The 19,546-nt window shown below is 54.9% G+C and carries 12 protein-coding genes, 1 tRNA gene and 2 rRNA genes; 4 read left to right on the forward strand and 11 right to left on the reverse strand.

What is annotated here, in order from left to right; genetic code table 11:
• Positions 1–50: 50 nt before the first annotated feature.
• The 3 genes from C1N69_RS22500 to C1N69_RS22510 all read right to left on the reverse strand — a co-directional run bounded on the left by C1N69_RS22500 (position 51) and on the right by C1N69_RS22510 (position 4,838).
• Positions 51–2,955 (reverse strand): 23S ribosomal RNA (locus C1N69_RS22500).
• Positions 2,956–3,137: 182 nt separating this feature from the next.
• A tRNA-Glu gene (locus tag C1N69_RS22505) sits at positions 3,138–3,213 on the reverse strand.
• 85 nt (positions 3,214–3,298) lie between these two features.
• Positions 3,299–4,838, reverse strand: a 16S ribosomal RNA gene (locus C1N69_RS22510).
• Together the 16S and 23S rRNA genes with 1 tRNA gene alongside form the textbook arrangement of a ribosomal RNA operon.
• Before the next feature lie 456 nt (positions 4,839–5,294).
• On the opposite strand from C1N69_RS22510, the gene C1N69_RS22515 reads away from it, so the two are divergent.
• The gene (locus C1N69_RS22515) at positions 5,295–6,002 is read left to right on the forward strand and encodes a FadR/GntR family transcriptional regulator (RefSeq protein ID WP_155031888.1); all 708 of its coding nucleotides are present in this window, start codon (positions 5,295–5,297) and stop codon (positions 6,000–6,002) included.
• Complete coding sequence (gene mdtD, locus C1N69_RS22520) at positions 5,999–7,432, forward strand: multidrug transporter subunit MdtD (protein ID WP_155031889.1); 1,434 nt, start codon at positions 5,999–6,001, stop codon at positions 7,430–7,432. Before C1N69_RS22515 ends, mdtD begins: the two co-directional genes overlap by 4 nt.
• On the opposite strand, the gene rbsR is transcribed toward mdtD, so the two are convergent.
• From rbsR to kup, 7 genes are all read right to left on the reverse strand, one after another.
• Positions 7,398–8,390, reverse strand: a complete 993-nt coding sequence (gene rbsR / locus C1N69_RS22525; RefSeq protein WP_025756948.1) for a ribose operon transcriptional repressor RbsR — start codon at positions 8,388–8,390, stop codon at positions 7,398–7,400. The genes mdtD and rbsR overlap by 35 nt on opposite strands.
• Positions 8,391–8,393: 3 nt before the next feature.
• Positions 8,394–9,323 (reverse strand): ribokinase, encoded by a 930-nt coding sequence (gene rbsK, locus C1N69_RS22530; protein ID WP_155031963.1) that lies wholly within the window; start codon positions 9,321–9,323, stop codon positions 8,394–8,396.
• 106 nt (positions 9,324–9,429) lie between these two features.
• The gene (gene rbsB / locus C1N69_RS22535) at positions 9,430–10,320 is read right to left on the reverse strand and encodes a ribose ABC transporter substrate-binding protein RbsB (protein ID WP_013099394.1); all 891 of its coding nucleotides are present in this window, start codon (positions 10,318–10,320) and stop codon (positions 9,430–9,432) included.
• Between the two features lie 27 nt (positions 10,321–10,347).
• Positions 10,348–11,313, reverse strand: coding sequence for a ribose ABC transporter permease (rbsC, locus tag C1N69_RS22540; RefSeq protein WP_025756950.1), 966 nt, complete (start codon positions 11,311–11,313; stop codon positions 10,348–10,350).
• 4 nt (positions 11,314–11,317) lie between these two features.
• Entirely contained in the window at positions 11,318–12,823 is a 1,506-nt protein-coding gene (gene rbsA, locus C1N69_RS22545) for a ribose ABC transporter ATP-binding protein RbsA (protein WP_045285351.1), read from the reverse strand.
• Between the two features lie 7 nt (positions 12,824–12,830).
• Positions 12,831–13,250: a D-ribose pyranase gene (gene rbsD, locus C1N69_RS22550; RefSeq protein ID WP_008503495.1), complete on the reverse strand. Its 420-nt coding sequence runs from the start codon at positions 13,248–13,250 to the stop codon at positions 12,831–12,833.
• A 225-nt stretch (positions 13,251–13,475) separates the two neighbouring features.
• On the reverse strand, positions 13,476–15,344 hold the full coding sequence (gene kup, locus C1N69_RS22555; protein WP_008500202.1) for a low affinity potassium transporter Kup: 1,869 nt from the start codon (positions 15,342–15,344) through the stop codon (positions 13,476–13,478).
• Positions 15,345–15,566: 222 nt separating this feature from the next.
• Here kup and ravA point away from each other — a divergent pair, with 222 nt between their 5' ends.
• Together ravA and viaA are read left to right on the forward strand one after the other, a co-directional pair.
• Positions 15,567–17,063, forward strand: coding sequence for an ATPase RavA (gene ravA / locus C1N69_RS22560; RefSeq protein ID WP_025756953.1), 1,497 nt, complete (start codon positions 15,567–15,569; stop codon positions 17,061–17,063).
• Entirely contained in the window at positions 17,057–18,508 is a 1,452-nt protein-coding gene (gene viaA, locus C1N69_RS22565) for an ATPase RavA stimulator ViaA (protein ID WP_025756954.1), read from the forward strand. Before ravA ends, viaA begins: the two co-directional genes overlap by 7 nt.
• Here the strand turns inward: viaA and asnA are convergent, their stop codons facing one another.
• The gene (gene asnA / locus C1N69_RS22570; RefSeq protein ID WP_045285348.1) at positions 18,509–19,501 is read right to left on the reverse strand and encodes an aspartate--ammonia ligase; all 993 of its coding nucleotides are present in this window, start codon (positions 19,499–19,501) and stop codon (positions 18,509–18,511) included.
• Positions 19,502–19,546 lie beyond the last annotated feature (45 nt).

Consider the following 19,546-nt stretch of genomic DNA (forward strand, 5'->3'; position numbering starts at 1 on the left):
TCAAAGCTGAAACTTGTGTCGTCTCTTCGCCAAAACATCTTCGGCGTTGTAAGGTTAAGCCTCACGGTTCATTAGTATCGGTTAGCTCAACGCATCGCTGCGCTTACACACCCGACCTATCAACGTCGTCGTCTTCAACGTTCCTTCAGGAGCCTTAAAGGCTCAGGGAGAACTCATCTCGGGGCAAGTTTCGTGCTTAGATGCTTTCAGCACTTATCTCTTCCGCATTTAGCTACCGGGCAGTGCCATTGGCATGACAACCCGAACACCAGTGATGCGTCCACTCCGGTCCTCTCGTACTAGGAGCAGCCCCCCTCAATTCTCCAGCGCCCACGGCAGATAGGGACCGAACTGTCTCACGACGTTCTAAACCCAGCTCGCGTACCACTTTAAATGGCGAACAGCCATACCCTTGGGACCTACTTCAGCCCCAGGATGTGATGAGCCGACATCGAGGTGCCAAACACCGCCGTCGATATGAACTCTTGGGCGGTATCAGCCTGTTATCCCCGGAGTACCTTTTATCCGTTGAGCGATGGCCCTTCCATTCAGAACCACCGGATCACTATGACCTGCTTTCGCACCTGCTCGAGCCGTCACTCTCGCAGTCAAGCTAGCTTATGCCATTGCACTAACCTCCTGATGTCCGACCAGGATTAGCTAACCTTCGTGCTCCTCCGTTACTCTTTGGGAGGAGACCGCCCCAGTCAAACTACCCACCAGACACTGTCCGCAACCCGGATTACGGGTCTACGTTAGAACACCAGCCATTAAAGGGTGGTATTTCAAGGACGGCTCCATGCAGACTGGCGTCCACACTTCAAAGCCTCCCACCTATCCTACACATCAAGGACCAGTGTTCAGTGTCAAGCTATAGTAAAGGTTCACGGGGTCTTTCCGTCTTGCCGCGGGTACACTGCATCTTCACAGCGAGTTCAATTTCACTGAGTCTCGGGTGGAGACAGCCTGGCCATCATTACGCCATTCGTGCAGGTCGGAACTTACCCGACAAGGAATTTCGCTACCTTAGGACCGTTATAGTTACGGCCGCCGTTTACCGGGGCTTCGATCAAGAGCTTCGCGTTACCGCTAACCCCATCAATTAACCTTCCGGCACCGGGCAGGCGTCACACCGTATACGTCCACTTTCGTGTTTGCACAGTGCTGTGTTTTTAATAAACAGTTGCAGCCAGCTGGTATCTTCGACTGATTTCAGCTCCACCCGCAGGGGCTTCACCTACATATCAGCGTGCCTTCTCCCGAAGTTACGGCACCATTTTGCCTAGTTCCTTCACCCGAGTTCTCTCAAGCGCCTTGGTATTCTCTACCTGACCACCTGTGTCGGTTTGGGGTACGATTTGATGTTACCTGATGCTTAGAGGCTTTTCCTGGAAGCAGGGCATTTGTTACTTCAGCACCGTAGTGCCTCGTCATCACACCTCAGCGTTAAAAAGGTACCGGATTTACCTGGAACCTCCGCCTACATGCTTAAACCGGGACAACCGTCGCCCGGCTAACATAGCCTTCTCCGTCCCCCCTTCGCAGTAACACCAAGTACAGGAATATTAACCTGTTTCCCATCGACTACGCCTTTCGGCCTCGCCTTAGGGGTCGACTCACCCTGCCCCGATTAACGTTGGACAGGAACCCTTGGTCTTCCGGCGAGCGGGCTTTTCACCCGCTTTATCGTTACTTATGTCAGCATTCGCACTTCTGATACCTCCAGCAACCCTCACAGGCCACCTTCAACGGCTTACAGAACGCTCCCCTACCCAACAACGCATAAGCGTCGCTGCCGCAGCTTCGGTGCATGGTTTAGCCCCGTTACATCTTCCGCGCAGGCCGACTCGACCAGTGAGCTATTACGCTTTCTTTAAATGATGGCTGCTTCTAAGCCAACATCCTGGCTGTCTGTGCCTTCCCACATCGTTTCCCACTTAACCATGACTTTGGGACCTTAGCTGGCGGTCTGGGTTGTTTCCCTCTTCACGACGGACGTTAGCACCCGCCGTGTGTCTCCCGTGATAACATTCTTCGGTATTCGTAGTTTGCATCGGGTTGGTAAGCCGGGATGGCCCCCTAGCCGAAACAGTGCTCTACCCCCGAAGATGAGTTCACGAGGCGCTACCTAAATAGCTTTCGGGGAGAACCAGCTATCTCCCGGTTTGATTGGCCTTTCACCCCCAGCCACAAGTCATCCGCTAATTTTTCAACATTAGTCGGTTCGGTCCTCCAGTTAGTGTTACCCAACCTTCAACCTGCCCATGGCTAGATCACCGGGTTTCGGGTCTATACCCTGCAACTTAACGCCCAGTTAAGACTCGGTTTCCCTTCGGCTCCCCTATACGGTTAACCTTGCTACAGAATATAAGTCGCTGACCCATTATACAAAAGGTACGCAGTCACACCCGAAGGTGCTCCCACTGCTTGTACGTACACGGTTTCAGGTTCTTTTTCACTCCCCTCGCCGGGGTTCTTTTCGCCTTTCCCTCACGGTACTGGTTCACTATCGGTCAGTCAGGAGTATTTAGCCTTGGAGGATGGTCCCCCCATATTCAGACAGGATACCACGTGTCCCGCCCTACTCTTCGAGTTCACAGCCTGTGTGTTTTCGTGTACGGGACTATCACCCTGTACCGTCGGACTTTCCAGACCGTTCCACTAACACACAAGCTGATTCAGACTCTGGGCTGCTCCCCGTTCGCTCGCCGCTACTGGGGGAATCTCGGTTGATTTCTTTTCCTCGGGGTACTTAGATGTTTCAGTTCCCCCGGTTCGCCTCGTTAACCTATGTATTCAGTTAACGATAGTGTGTCGGAACACACTGGGTTTCCCCATTCGGACATCGCCGGGTCAAAGGTTCATATCACCTCGCCGGCGCTTTTCGCAGATTAGCACGTCCTTCATCGCCTCTGACTGCCAGGGCATCCACCGTGTACGCTTAGTCGCTTAACCTCACAACCCGAAGATGTTTCACTTCTGATTGCGAAAATTTGAGAGACTCGAACACACATAACATGTGTGTCGTTTCAATTTTCAGCTTGATCCAGATTTTTAAAGAGCAAATATCTCAAACATGACTCGTAAGTCAGTTTTGAGATATGACGGCAGGTGACTTTCACTCACGAACCAGCAAGTGGCGTCCCCTAGGGGATTCGAACCCCTGTTACCGCCGTGAAAGGGCGGTGTCCTGGGCCTCTAGACGAAGGGGACGTGTCAGTCTCAATCGCAAGACGCCTTGCTTTTTACTTTTCATCAGACAATCTGTGTGAGCACTACAAAGGCAGGTTCTTTAAGGTAAGGAGGTGATCCAACCGCAGGTTCCCCTACGGTTACCTTGTTACGACTTCACCCCAGTCATGAATCACAAAGTGGTAAGCGCCCTCCCGAAGGTTAAGCTACCTACTTCTTTTGCAACCCACTCCCATGGTGTGACGGGCGGTGTGTACAAGGCCCGGGAACGTATTCACCGTAGCATTCTGATCTACGATTACTAGCGATTCCGACTTCATGGAGTCGAGTTGCAGACTCCAATCCGGACTACGACGCACTTTATGAGGTCCGCTTGCTCTCGCGAGGTCGCTTCTCTTTGTATGCGCCATTGTAGCACGTGTGTAGCCCTACTCGTAAGGGCCATGATGACTTGACGTCATCCCCACCTTCCTCCAGTTTATCACTGGCAGTCTCCTTTGAGTTCCCGGCCTAACCGCTGGCAACAAAGGATAAGGGTTGCGCTCGTTGCGGGACTTAACCCAACATTTCACAACACGAGCTGACGACAGCCATGCAGCACCTGTCTCAGAGTTCCCGAAGGCACCAATCCATCTCTGGAAAGTTCTCTGGATGTCAAGAGTAGGTAAGGTTCTTCGCGTTGCATCGAATTAAACCACATGCTCCACCGCTTGTGCGGGCCCCCGTCAATTCATTTGAGTTTTAACCTTGCGGCCGTACTCCCCAGGCGGTCGACTTAACGCGTTAGCTCCGGAAGCCACGCCTCAAGGGCACAACCTCCAAGTCGACATCGTTTACGGCGTGGACTACCAGGGTATCTAATCCTGTTTGCTCCCCACGCTTTCGCACCTGAGCGTCAGTCTTTGTCCAGGGGGCCGCCTTCGCCACCGGTATTCCTCCAGATCTCTACGCATTTCACCGCTACACCTGGAATTCTACCCCCCTCTACAAGACTCTAGCCTGCCAGTTTCGAATGCAGTTCCCAGGTTGAGCCCGGGGATTTCACATCCGACTTGACAGACCGCCTGCGTGCGCTTTACGCCCAGTAATTCCGATTAACGCTTGCACCCTCCGTATTACCGCGGCTGCTGGCACGGAGTTAGCCGGTGCTTCTTCTGCGGGTAACGTCAATCGCTGTGGTTATTAACCACAACGCCTTCCTCCCCGCTGAAAGTACTTTACAACCCGAAGGCCTTCTTCATACACGCGGCATGGCTGCATCAGGCTTGCGCCCATTGTGCAATATTCCCCACTGCTGCCTCCCGTAGGAGTCTGGACCGTGTCTCAGTTCCAGTGTGGCTGGTCATCCTCTCAGACCAGCTAGGGATCGTCGCCTAGGTGAGCCGTTACCCCACCTACTAGCTAATCCCATCTGGGCACATCTGATGGCAAGAGGCCCGAAGGTCCCCCTCTTTGGTCTTGCGACGTTATGCGGTATTAGCTACCGTTTCCAGTAGTTATCCCCCTCCATCAGGCAGTTTCCCAGACATTACTCACCCGTCCGCCACTCGTCACCCGAGAGCAAGCTCTCTGTGCTACCGTTCGACTTGCATGTGTTAGGCCTGCCGCCAGCGTTCAATCTGAGCCATGATCAAACTCTTCAATTTAAAAGTTTGATGCTCATTGAATTAAACTTCGTAATGAATTACGTGTTCACTCGTTGAGACTTGGTATTCATTTTTCGTCTTTCGACGTTAAGAATCCATGTCACTTTGAGTGCCCACACAGATTGTCTGATAAATTGTTAAAGAGCAGTGCCGCTTCGTTTTCGCTGCGGCGCGGGGTGTGCATATTACGCTTTCCCGCTTCAGAGTCAAGTGATTATTTTCGCTTTTCTCTGCTGACCCGGCGGCGTGTGTGCCGTTGTTCCGTGTCAGTGGAGGCGCATTATAGGGAGTTATTCCGACGTGACAAGAGGAAATTTAAAAAAAGTTTCTATCCGTGTTTTTTTTCACCAACAGAGGTGAAATCAAGCTACAAATTGTTCTATTTGATGTATCTGCAACCACAATCACATCCGAGATGGCATAATTATCAGCATGAATCCTTAAGGAATAAAAGCGATGCCATTAAGCGCGCAACAGCTGGCCGCCCAAAAAAACCTCTCTTATGTGCTGGCCGAAAAGCTGGCTCAGCGGATTTTAGCGGGTAAATATGCCCCGGGAAGCATCCTGCCGGGTGAAATGGAGCTGGGTGATCAGTTTGGGGTGAGCCGTACCGCCGTGCGCGAAGCGGTGAAAACCCTGACGGCAAAAGGTATGGTGCTTCCACGCCCTCGTATTGGCACACGCGTGATGCCACAAAGTAACTGGAATTTTCTCGATCAGGAGCTGCTCTCCTGGTGGATGACGGAAGACAACTTTCATCAGGTGATCGATCACTTTCTGGTAATGCGCAGTAGCCTTGAACCTCAGGCATGTCTGCTTGCCGCCACGCTTGGCACGGCTGAGCAGAAAGCGCAGCTTAACGCGTTGATGGAAGAGATGGTGTTCCTGAAAAAACACTTCAACCGCGAACGCTGGGTTGAGGTCGACATGGCATGGCATGAACATATCTATATGATGAGCGCCAATCCGTTCCTCACCTCTTTTGCTTCTTTATTCCATTCGGTGTACCACACTTACTTTACCTCTATTACCCAGGACGAAGTGGTAAAACTGGATCTGCATCAGGCGATAGTGGATGCCATTCAGGAAAGCGACGGGCAGCAAGCCCTGAGTGCGTGTCAGGCATTACTGGCCGCACCAACCCACCAGCAGGTAAATAAATGACGAAGAAAAAAGCGCGCAGCATGGCCGGATTGCCGTGGATTGCAGCCATGGCGTTTTTTATGCAGGCACTGGATGCCACCATCCTCAACACCGCGCTTCCCGCTATTGCGCAAAGCCTCAACCGTTCCCCACTGGCAATGCAGTCCGCCATCATCAGCTACACCCTGACGGTTGCGATGTTGATCCCGGTAAGCGGCTGGCTGGCCGACCGCTTCGGCACCCGCAGAGTTTTCATGCTGGCCGTGACGCTGTTTACGCTCGGCTCTCTGGCCTGTGCGCTCTCCACATCCTTAACGGAGCTGGTGATCTTCCGCGTATTGCAGGGTATTGGCGGCGCGATGATGATGCCTGTGGCACGCCTTGCCTTGCTGCGAGCCTACCCTCGAAGTGAACTGCTTCCCGTGCTCAATTTTGTCACCATGCCGGGCCTGGTCGGTCCGATACTTGGTCCGGTGCTCGGCGGCGTGTTTGTCACATGGGCCAGCTGGCACTGGATCTTCCTGATTAATATTCCGATTGGCGTTGCGGGGCTGCTGTATGCCCGCAAATATATGCCGAACTTCACCACGCCAAGACGCAGTTTCGATATGGGTGGTTTTTTCCTGTTTGGCCTGAGTCTGGTGCTCTTCTCCAGCGGGATGGAGCTGTTTGGTGAGAAGATTGTGGCAACGTGGATTGCACTCTCGGTTATCCTCGCCGGCGTTCTGCTGTTTCTTCTCTATATACGTCATGCGCACCGCCACCCGACACCGTTAATCTCCCTGGGGCTCTTTAACACCCGAACATTTTCCGTCGGGATCGCGGGCAACATTGCCTCGCGCCTGGGGACGGGTTGCGTACCGTTCCTGATGCCGCTGATGCTCCAGGTCGGTTTCGGCTATCCGGCTCTGATTGCTGGCTGCATGATGGCGCCCACGGCAATGGGCTCGATTCTGGCAAAATCAACCGTTACGCAAGTGCTGCGCTGGTTTGGCTATCGTAAGACGCTGGTTGGTGTGACGGTCTTTATCGGCCTGATGATTGCGCAGTTCTCGCTGCAATCCGCCTCTCTTCCCGTCTGGATGTTGATCCTGCCGCTGTTTGTACTGGGCATGGCCATGTCAACGCAGTTCACGTCAATGAACACCATCACCCTTGCCGATCTGACTGACGAGAACGCCAGTAGCGGCAACAGCGTGCTGGCCGTAACGCAACAGCTGTCGATAAGCTTAGGGGTTGCCGTGAGTGCAGCGGTACTGCGGTTTTATGAAGGTTTTGACAGCGCGAACACCGTTGAGCAGTTCCACTATACCTTTATTACCATGGGTGCGCTCACCGTGGTTTCGGCGCTGGTCTTTATGCTGTTAAAACCGAAAGACGGACGCAACCTGATCAAAGAACGCCACAAAACAAAGGCTAAACCGAACCCCGTTCCATCAGAACAGGAGTAAGCTGCAGACGTTGCTGCTGCAGTGTGGGCTGTGCCATCCGGTGGATCAACACATCGATGGCCAGTTCACCCAGTTCATCCTTCGGCTGATGGATTGTGGTCAGCGGGGGAGTCATGTAGCTGGCCAGTTCGATATCATCGTAGCCAATTATCGCCATATCGTCCGGAACACGTAGTCCCGCCTGGTACAACGCCTTATAGGCCCCAAATGCCATGGCATCGTTACCAATAAAGACCGCTTGTGGGCGCTGCGCTTGCGCCAGCAATGTCTGCATCGCCTCGAAGCCGCCATGAAATTCAAAATCACCGGTAATACGGTAGCCTTCAGGAACAGAAAGCCCCGCCCGCGCCATTGCGGCAAGATACCCCTCCAGACGCAAACGCGCGGGGGTTTTGTCCAGTGGACCAGTAATGCAGGCAATGCGGGTATGGCCTTTATCGATCAGATACTGGGTGGCCATGTCGCCCCCCAGCAGAGAGTTATCCTGAATCAGATCGCTGGTGCCGTCGAACGGCGCCCAGTCCATCATCACCGTAGGGATAGAAGGGTAGCGCTGAATGATCTCTTTCGAGGGCTGATGCGTTTCGGTACAGAGCAGCAGTAACCCGTCGACGCGTTTTTGCATTAGCGTTTCCAGATTACGGTTCATGCGCTGCTCGTCCCCTTCGGTATTACACAGCACCAGACTGTAGCCACGCTCGAAGCAGCTGCGCTCTACGCCGCGAACCAGTTCAGAATAAAAGGGGTTGGTACTGGCGGTGATCAGCATACCGATGGTACGCGTCTGGTTCAGCTTGAGGCTGCGCGCCAGCGCCGACGGCGCATAGTTTAGCTCTTTAATGGCAGCGTCGACTTTCTCCCGAATCGCCTCGCTGACGAAGCGATCGTTATTAATCACGTGAGAGACTGTCGACGTAGAAACGCCCGCCAGGCGGGCGACATCTTTCATTGTGGCCAAGCGTTACCCCTGCTGACTTAAGAATTCATCGATCTCTTTACGCCACGGAACGGAAGGCTGGGCACCTTTGCGCGTAACGGCGATAGCCGCGGCAGCATGTGCGAAGCGGATCGCATCATCCAGGTTTTTGCCTTCCAGCAGCGCGGTCACCAGTGCACCATTGAAGGTGTCTCCCGCCGCGATGGTATCAATCGCTTTCACCTTAAAGCCCGGCACGCGACGGCCTTCGCCGTTTACGCTTGCCCACACCCCACGGCTGCCGAGGGTGATAATCACGGTACCAATGCCTTTGTCGTGCAGCGCCTGCGCGGCACGCGCTGCGTCGTCATCATTTTCAACACGAATGCCCGTCAGTTTTTCGGCTTCAGTTTCGTTGGGTGTGATGATGTCCACCAGCGCCAGCAATTCGTCTGATAATACACGGGCAGGCGCAGGATTAAGTACGACAGTGGTATGATTTTCATGCGCTATTTTAGCGGCCGCCAGGACGCTTTCGACCGGCGATTCCAGCTGCATCAGTAACGCTTCAGCATTTGCGACACGCTCACGTTGCGCCTCAACACGCTCAGTGGTTAATGCAGCGTTAGCACCAGCATGAATACCGATGACATTCTCACCTTCTGCGTTGACGAAAATCAGCGCCACACCGGTAGATTCCCCAGCAACTACGCTCACTGGCGCGATATCGATGTTATCGCCTGCCAGCTGCTTGCGGACACGCTCGCCGGTATCGTCATCACCCGTGCAGGCGATAAACGCGATATTCGCCCCACTGCGCCCCGCAGCAACGGCCTGGTTTGCACCTTTACCGCCAAATGCCACCTGATACTGGTTACCGGTGACGGTTTCGCCCGGCGTCGGGAATGATTCAAGGTTAAGAATGTGATCGGCATTGATACTGCCAAGGACGACGAGGTTGCCTGCGGTTTTCATGGTTGGGTTGTCCATCTGAGAGCGCCACCGGAGTTACCCGGTGGCGTATGCCACACTTTTCTTTATTGGTGTCCCTCAGGCAGCCAGCGACTGCCTGAATCGCCTTTTACTGCTTAATAACCAGTTTCAGGTCAACAGGGTATTTGGCCTGAACTTTTTCGCCCTTCAGCACTTTGTCAGCAGTCTGCACGCCAGTCGCGCCAATCTGCTCAGGCAGCTGAGCGATGGTTGCAGCCAGTTTGCCATCATTTACCGCTTTTTCACCATCCGGCGTGCCGTCAAATCCGACAACCATCACATCAGATTTACCGGCAGTCTGCAGGGCACGCAGCGCGCCCAGCGCCATTTCGTCGTTCTGTGCGAACACAGCCTGCACGTCAGGGTGGGCGGTCAGCAGGTTCTGCATGACGTTCAGACCTTTAGTACGGTCGAAGTCAGCTGGCTGGCTGGCCAGTACGTTGAATTTATGCGCTGCCACCGCCTGCTGGAAGCCTTCGCCGCGCTCGCGGGCGGCAGACGTACCGGCAATCCCCTGCAGTTCGATCACTTTCGCGCCTTCACCGGCTTTCTTCGCGATGTAGTCACCGGCGATTTTACCGCCCAGCACGTTGTCAGACGCGATATGGCTCACCACGTCACCTTTGGTTGCCTGACGGTCCAGGGTGATCACCGGGATTTTCGCCTGGTTTGCCATCTTAACGGCGTTACCGACGGCGTCAGAATCGGTTGGGTTGATCAGCAGGATTTTGGTGCCGCGAACGGTTAAGTCCTGAACGTTAGCCAGCTCTTTCGCCGGGTTGTTCTGGGAATCCAGCACCACCAGGTTGTAACCCAGTTTATCTGCTTCTTTCTGCGCACCATCCTTGAGGGAGACAAAGAACGGGTTGTTCAGCGTGGAGATAACCAGCGCGATGGTGTCTTTCGCCATGGCGTTAGCACTTACGGTTGCGCTCAGCGCGACAGCAGAAACCAGGGTAGCCAGTTTTTTCATGTTCATATCTAAGATGTCCTGTAGTGTCGTCAGTTACTGTTTTTTGTTGTCTACCAGTACCGCCAGCAAAATCACCACTGCCTTAACGATCATCTGGTAATAGGAGGAAACACCTAACAAATTCAAACCATTATTCAGGAAACCAAGAATCAGTGCGCCGATCAATGTCCCAACAATGCGACCTTTACCGCCCGCAAGACTCGTACCGCCCAGCACCACTGCCGCAATGGCATCCAGCTCATAACCCGTCCCCGCCGTTGGCTGCGCGGAGGAGAGGCGCGCCACTTCGATGATACCCGCCAGAGAAGCCAGCAGACCACACAGGGAGTAAACGATAACTTTGACTTTATTCACGCTAATCCCGGACAGACGCGTTGCCGCCTCGTTACCGCCCAGGGCATAGATATAACGACCCAGACGAGTGTGATGCAGCATGTACCACGCCGCCAGGAAGACGATAGCCATGATCCAGACCGGAGTAGGGATACCCAGCGGACGACCAATACCGAACCAGCCAAACAGATCGGCATTATCAGTAAAACCGGTATTCACCGGACTGCCGTTGGTATAAACCATGGTCACACCGCGCAGCAGCAGCATCATCACCAGCGTCGCGATGAACGCCTGGACGCGGCCTTTCGCCACAATCACGCCGGTCACGGCACCAATTGCCGCCCCTGCCGCCAGCGCTGCCGCCACGGCCACCAGCGCATTGACTTCAATTCCGACAAGGGAAGCGGCGATCGCACCGGTGAGCGCCAGCAAGGAACCGACGGACAGATCGATCCCTGAGGTCAAAATCACCAGCGTCATCCCGACCGCCATAATGGCGTTCACGGAGGTCTGCTGCAGAATGTTGAACAGGTTATTAACGGTGAAAAAGTTCGGGCTCATGGTCGACACAATCGCGATCAGCACCAGCAGGGCAATCAGCGATTTTTGTTCCATCAGCCATGCCTTTGTGAAATAACGGCGACCAGAGACAGCCTGGGTAGTCATCTTCTTACTCCTGATTCACGCGATTAAGCTTGCCCACAGCGGCAGCCATCAGAACTTCCTGGGTGGCCTGCTCGCGAGTGAATTCACCGCCGAGATGCCCTTCATGCATGACGATAATGCGATCGCTCATGCCTAATACTTCTGGCATCTCGGAAGAGACCAGAATGATGCTCAGCCCGTCGGCCTTGAACTGGTTAATCAGCTGATAGATCTCTTTCTTCGCCCCCACGTCTACGCCGCGGGTCGGCTCGTCAAGGATCAACACTTTCGGGCGCGTCATCAGACCGCGCGCAATCGCCACTTTCTGCTGGTTCCCGCCGGACAACAGGCCGATGGCCTGCTCCATCGACGGTGTTTTGACGTTAAAGAGACGGATAAAATCGCTGACCGCCTGCTGTTCGTCTTTGTGTTTCAGCGTACCGCCGCTATGGCTGAAATAGCGCAGCGCAGTAAGCGACATGTTCTCTTTCACCGACATACCGAGCACTAAGCCGTCGCGCTTGCGGTCTTCGGAGATATAGACGATGCCGTTCGCGAGACCATCCTGAGGCGAACGGGTCACCACTTCACGACCGTCGAGGGTGACATACCCGCTGGTGCGCGGCAGCGCGCCGTAAAGCACTTTCATCAGCTCGGTACGGCCGGCGCCCATCAGGCCCGCCACGCCCAGGATCTCGCCCTGGCGCAGGGTAAAGGTCACGTCGTTCACACCCGGACCGCAGAGATTGTCCACCTTCAGGCGGATCTCGCCCGGCGCTTTATCCAGGTGCGGGTATTGATCTTCAAGTTTGCGTCCCACCATCATTTCGATGAGCGTATCTTCGGTCAGCGTGGCCACTTCGCGCTCGGCAATAAACTGCCCGTCGCGAAAAACGGTAACGTCATCGCAGATCTCGAAGATCTCTTTCATGCGGTGAGAAATATAGACAATCCCGCGGCCCTGCGATTTCAGCTCGCGGATGACGCGGAACAGGGATTCGGTTTCGGTATCCGTCAGGGCGTCGGTCGGCTCATCCATAATGATGACCTTCGACTCAAAGCTCAGCACCTTCGCGATTTCCACCATCTGCTGATCGCCGATAGAGAGATCGCCGACCAGACGGTCGCTCTTAAAGCGCAGGTTCAGCTTCGCCAGCAATTTGTCCGCTTCGGCATACATGGTTTTCCAGTCGATTTTGCCAAACCGGTTCACAAATTCACGGCCAAGGAAGATGTTCTCCGCAATGGTAAGCTGCGGGATCAGGTTCAGTTCCTGGTGAATGATACCGATACCGGCTTCCTGTGAGGATTTCGGGCCGTTGAAGGTGGTCTCTTTACCCAGCCAGATGAGTGAACCGGCATCGCGTTGATAGATACCGGTCAGCACTTTCATCATGGTGGATTTGCCAGCGCCGTTCTCACCCACCAGCGCCATCACGCGCCCGGGGTAGACGTTCAGCGCCGCACCGGAGAGGGCTTTTACGCCCGGGAACGATTTATCGATCCCTTTGAGTTGCAGTAATGCGTCCATGATGGCCTCAGAAGGTGACACCAGCACAGAGAATAATATTCGCATACGGGGAACACTCCCCGCTGCGAATCACCGCCTGACTGTCTGCGGTTTGTTGTTTAAATTGTTCGTGCGTTGTGTAACGAATTTCTATGGTGTTTCCCTGGTGTTGTTGCAGCTGCTCAAGGTGACTGAGCAACGTTTCGTGGAGTTGCGGATTATGTTGTTTGATTTCCGCGGCGAGAATGGCTGCCTCAACCTGCATCTCCGCGGTCACAACATCCAGTACCTGCATAAACGAGGGCACGCCCTGGGTTAATGCCATATCAATACGGGTTGTGCTGCGCGGAACCGGTAAGCCTGCATCGCAAACCACCAGCGTATCGGTATGCCCAAGACGGGAAATAACCGACGAGATTTCTGAGTTGAGAACCGTGCCTTTCTTCATTTTCTTGCTCCACTAGCGAAACGTTTCGCTGATATCAGTTTAGTCTTAAGAGTGTTCAGAAAACCACCGTGACGTAACAGATTTGTGATCAACGTCGAAACGTTTCGCTAAGTGAAATGGAGGGGGGGTAAATGCAAAACGGTAACCGTCAGGTTACCGTTTTTTATGTTTGCGCCCTCTCCCGTGGGAGAGGGTCGGGGTGAGGGCATCAGGCCGCACGAAGACTTAAATCTCGACCTGCGTTCCCAGCTCAATCACGCGGTTAGGCGGGATCTCGAACTGGTCAGGCGCACGCAGGGCGTTACGCTGCAGGATAAGGTACAGCTTGCCGCGCAGGCGCAGATACCACGGGCGTTTGCCGATGATCAGCGACTCGTGCGACATAAAGAATGACGTCTCCATCATCCGGCAACTCAGCCCTTCCAGACCACAGCGGTGGAATACCTCTTCCACGTTTGGCGTTTCACGCCAGCCGTAGCTCGCCACCACGCGCCAGAAGGTCGGTGACAACTGCTCGATCTGCACCCGGCGAACGTTATGTACATACGGCGCATCTTCGGTGCGCAGTGTCAGCAGAATGACGCGTTCATGCAAGACCTTGTTGTGCTTGAGGTTATGCATCAACGCAAACGGGATCACGTTCAGGGCTCGAGACATGTATACCGCGGTACCTGGTACGCGGACCGGCGGTGATTTTTCCAGTGAAGCAATCATCGCCTCAAGAGAATTGCCGTGCTCATGCATACGGCGCAGCAGACGGAAACGCTCGCTCTTCCATGTGGTCATAACGATGAACATCACCAGACCCAGCGTCAGCGGCAGCCAGCCACCGGAAACAATCTTGTCGAGGTTTGCCGAGAACAGCGGCACATCGATACAGAGGAAGCCCACCAGAATCATTGCCACAAGAAATTTATTCCAGTGCCAGTTTCGGTACGCCACCGTGGTGGAGAGCAGGGACGTCAGCACCATGGTTCCCGTTACGGCGATACCGTACGCCGCCGCCAGGTTGCTGGAGTGCTCGAAGCTGACGATCACAATCACTACCGCGAAATAGAGCAGCCAGTTAACGAACGGGATGTAGATCTGACCCGACTCCATCTCTGAGGTATGGATAATGCGCATCGGTGAGAGGTACCCCAGACGCACAGCCTGGCGCGTCAGCGAGAACACCCCGGAAATCACCGCCTGAGAGGCAATGACTGTCGCCAGCGTCGCCAGGATTAGCATCGGTACCAGCGCCCAGTCTGGCGCCAGCAGGAAGAACGGGTTCTTAATCGCTTCCGGGTTTTTGAGCAACAGCGCCCCCTGACCGAAATAATTCAGCACCAGCGACGGTAGCACCACGATAAACCATGCCACACGAATAGGCAGTTTCCCAAAGTGCCCCATGTCGGCATACAGCGCTTCAACGCCAGTGATGGAGAGCACAACCGCCCCCAGCGCAACGAAGGAGACCACTTTGTACTCGAGGAAGAAATGCACCGCCCAGTAGGGGTTCAGCGCATGCAACACTTCCGGGTTAGCGATAATGCTGCGTAAACCAAGCGCTGCCAGGATCAGGAACCAGGCCAGCATAATCGGTGCGAACAGTTTCCCTACCAGCCCGGTACCGTGTTTCTGGATCACAAACAGCAGCGTCAGAACGATGATTGCCAGCGGAACCACCCACGTATCGAGCTGCGGCGCGATAATCTCCAGCCCCTCTATTGCCGAGAGCACCGAAATAGCCGGCGTTATCACCACTTCCCCGTAGAAGAAGCTGCCGCCAATCAAACCGATAATAACCAGCACAGAGGTCATTCTGGCCGAGGTGTTGCGCCCGGCCAGCGACATCAACGTCAGGATCCCACCTTCACCTGCGTTATCCGCCCGCATCACGAAGGAGAGATATTTAACAGAAACCACCAGGATCAGCAGCCAGAAGATGAGGGACAGGAAGCCAAATACGGCATCGCGTTCAACACCAAAGCCAAACTGGCCGGACAAACATTCACGAAGCGTATAAAGCGGGCTGGTGCCGATATCACCGTAGACAACCCCGATCGCCGCAAGCGTTATTGCGGGTAATGATTGCTTATTATCAGTGCTCATAGACTAGTCTTTTCGTTTGAATAACAAATGTGTTCCTGGTCCCTTGGTCCACAAAAAGCGCACAGTATGCACGATTCGTTGCAAAATCGAACCCCTAAATGCAACCGCATTAATGTAGCGCAAAGAAAATTGCGCCGCACTTCAGTCTATTACCAGCCCTGACTGAAACGTCTATACTCGCTTCAATTGGCCGCCACGACGGCGAAAGGATGCAAAACTATTATGGCTCACTCACATTTATTAGCAGAAAGAATTTCCCGCCTCAGCAGCGCGCTGGAGAAAGGCCTTTTCGAGCGTAGCCACGCCATCCGCCTCTGTTTGCTGGCGGCGTTGAGCGGGGAAAGCGTGTTTCTGCTCGGCCCCCCTGGCATTGCCAAGAGCCTGATAGCCCGCAGGTTAAAGTTTGCTTTTCAGAATGCCCGCGCCTTCGAATACCTGATGACCCGATTCTCCACCCCTGAAGAAGTTTTCGGCCCGCTCTCCATCCAGGCGCTGAAAGATGAGGGGCGTTATCAGCGTTTGACCGAGGGGTATCTTCCGGAGGCGGAGATTGTTTTCCTCGATGAGATCTGGAAAGCGGGACCGGCGATTCTGAACACCCTGCTCACAGCGATAAACGAACGTCGGTTCCGCAACGGCGCCAGCGAAGAGAAAATCCCGATGCGCCTGCTGGTGGCAGCCTCAAACGAACTGCCTGAAGCCGACAGCAGCCTGGAAGCGCTGTATGACCGTATGCTGATCCGTCTGTGGCTGGACAAAGTGCAGGATAAATCCAATTTCCGTTCCATGCTGGTCAGCCAGCAGGATGAGAATGAAAACCCGGTTGCCCCTTCACTGCAGGTGACGGATGAGGAGTATCACCAGTGGCAGCAGGACATTGGCAAAATCAAACTGCCGGACGCGGTCTTTGAGCTGATCTACCTCCTGCGTCAGCAGCTCGATCTCCTTCCCTCCGCGCCCTATGTCTCCGATCGCCGCTGGAAAAAAGCAATCCGCCTGCTGCAGGCCAGCGCCCTGTTCAGCGGGCGTGATGCCGTTGCGCCCATCGACCTGATCCTGCTGAAAGATTGCCTCTGGCACGATGCAGAAGGCATGAACCTGATGCAGCAGCAGCTTGAGGTTTTGATGACCGGACACGCCTGGGGGCAGCAGGCGATGCTCAACCAGCTGGGGGCCATCGCCCAGCGGCGCATTCAGCTCCAGCAGCAGCAAAGCGATAAAACCGCGCTGAAGGTGAATCGTCTGGGGGGAATGTTCGCCCGTAAACCGCACTATGAGTTACCCGCTGAACTGACCAGCCCGACGCTGACGCTGTTGCTTCAGCAGCCGCTCAAGCTGCATGACATGCAGGTCGTGCACATTACGCTTGAGCGTGAGGCGCTGGCCCAGTGGCTGGATAAGGGCGGAGAGATCCGGGGAAAACTCAACGGCATCGGTTTCGCGCAGCCGCTTAATATGGAAGTGGACAGTAGCCAGCACCTGGTGATCCGCGACGTCAGCCTGCAGGGATCGCGTCTTGCGCTTCCTGGCACCGCCTCAGACAGCGTTCCCGAAGAGATTAAGCAGCAGCTGGAAGCGCTGGATACAGAATGGCACCAGCAGCACACCCGCTTCAGCGAGCAGCAAAAATGCCTCTTTATTCATAGCGACTGGTTAGGTCGCATCGAAGCCAGCCTGCAGGATGTCAGCGCGCAGATCAAACAGGCGCGTCAATGCTAACTCTGGATACGCTTAACGTCATGCTGGCCGTCAGCGAGGAAGGGTTGATCGAAGAGGTGGTGATTACCCTTCTGGCTTCGCCGCAGCTGGCAGCCTTCTTTGAAAAATTTCCGAAGCTTAAAAAAGCGATGACGGACGATCTCCCACGCTGGCGGGAAAACCTGCGTCAGCGGTTTAAAGAGACCGAAGTGCCTCCTGAGTTAACGGAAGAGGTAGCCTGTTACCAGCAGTGCCAGCGGCTCTCCACGTCGCAGTTTATCGTTCAGCTCCCGCAAACCCTGACGCTGCTCGATAACGTTCACTCGCCGTTCGCCAGCCAGGCCCGGGCGCTGGTCACGGATAACGCCACCTTTACCCCTGCTCTGCACACGCTCTTTTTACAGCGCTGGCGCCTCAGCCTGGTGGTGCAGGCCACAACCCTCAACCAGCAGTTGCTGGATGAAGAGCGTGAGCAACTGCTCAGCGAAGTGCAGGAACGCATGACCTTAAGCGGCCAGCTGGAGCAGGTGCTGGTGGAAAATGAGAACGCCGCCGGACGACTCTGGGATATGAGCGCCGGTCAGCTGCGGCGCGGGGACTATCAGCTGATCGTCAGGTACGGGGATTTTCTGGCGCAGCAGCCCGAGCTGATGAAGCTTGCAGAACAGCTGGGCCGCTCCAGGGAGGCAAAATCGGTCCCAAAGAAAGATGCCCCAATGGAAACTTTCCGCACCCTGGTGCGCGAACCGGCTACCGTGCCCGAGCAGGTCGACGGGCTCCAGCAGAGCGATGACATTTTGCGTCTGCTGCCGACGGAGCTGAGCACACTCGGGATGACCGAGCTGGAGTATGAATTTTACCGTCGGCTGGTGGAAAAGCAGCTGCTTACCTATCGCCTGCACGGCGAAGCCTGGCGTGAGAAAGTCAGCCAGCGGCCGGTCGTTCATCAGGATTTTGATGAACAGCCGCGCGGGCCATTCATTGTTTGCGTGGATACATCCGGATCGATGGGCGGGTTTAACGAGCAGTGTGCGAAGGCGTTCTGTCTGGCACTGATGCGCGTGGCGCTGGCCGATCGCCGTCGCTGCTTCATCATGCTTTTCTCCAGCGAAGTGGTGGGTTATGAACTGACGAACCAGCAGGGGCTCGAACAGGCGATCCGCTTTTTAAGCCAGCGTTTTCGCGGCGGTACCGATCTGGCCAGCTGTTTTCGCAGCATTGTGGAACGCATGCAGGGTGGCGACTGGTACGACGCTGACGCGGTGGTGATTTCTGATTTTATTGCCCAGCGGCTGCCGGATGATGTGGTCAGTAAAGTGAAGGAGTTGCAGCGGGTACATCAGCATCGTTTCCACGCTGTGGCCATGTCCGCCCATGGAAAACCCGGCATCATGCGCATCTTCGATCATATCTGGCGCTTTGATACCGGGTTACGTAGCCGCCTGCTCAGACGCTGGCAGCGTTAATTACAGAAGAGAGCCGACGCTTTCGCGAACCTGCTGCGGCCAGACCCCGCACTGAACCTGACCGATATGCGGCAACTGAAGCAGCAGCATAGTCAGGCGGGACTGGCCGATACCGCCGCCGATGGTCTGCGGCATTTCGCCACGCAGCAGCGCCTGATGCCACTCTAATGTGAGACGATCTTCATCACCGGTCACCGCCAGCTGACGCTTGAGCGCGTCAGCATCCACGCGGATCCCCATAGAAGAGAGCTCGAACGCGTCTTCCAGCACCGGGTTCCAGACCAGAATATCGCCGTTCAGACCGGCATAGTCGCGCTCGCCCGGGGTGCTCCAGTCATCATAATCCGGCGCACGCACGTCGTGGCGTTTACCATCAGACAGTTTGCCGCCGATACCGATAAGGAACACCGCGCCCAGCTCTTTGGCGATCGCCCGTTCACGGCCTTTGGCATCCAGATCCGGGAAACGGCTCAGCAGTTCCTGGCTGTGAACAAAGTGGATCGACTCCGGCAGAAACGGTGCCAGACCAAACTCTTTGCTTACGGCCGCTTCGGTGGCTTTGATCCCGGCGTAGATCGCTTCTACGGTAGATTTAAGCGTCCCCACGTGACGCTCGCCATCCCCCATGACGCGTTCCCAGTCCCACTGGTCAACGTAAACGGAATGAATGGGAGACAGGCGGTCTTCATCGGGACGAAGGGCTTTCATGTGCGTGTAGAGCCCTTCGCCCGCGCTAAAGTCGTGTTGTCCCAGGGTTTGACGCTTCCATTTCGCAAGGGAATGAACCACTTCGAACTGGGCATCTGGCAGTGTTTTCACTTTTACCTGTACCGCTTTTTCGCATCCAGAGAGGTTATCCTGGGTCCCGTCACCCACGCGGCTAAGGATTGGAGCCTGGACTTCTATCAGCCCAAGCTTCTCTTCCAGCTGGCGGGAAAAATGGGATTTAACGAAACTGATCTGGCGTTGTTTTGCGATATAAGCGGTTTTCATTATTTATACTCCTGCGTCCTGTTGGTATTGATTAAGCAACAGAAA

This window comes from Enterobacter sichuanensis, from assembly GCF_009036245.1.
In the GTDB taxonomy this organism is placed as follows: domain Bacteria; phylum Pseudomonadota; class Gammaproteobacteria; order Enterobacterales; family Enterobacteriaceae; genus Enterobacter; species Enterobacter sichuanensis.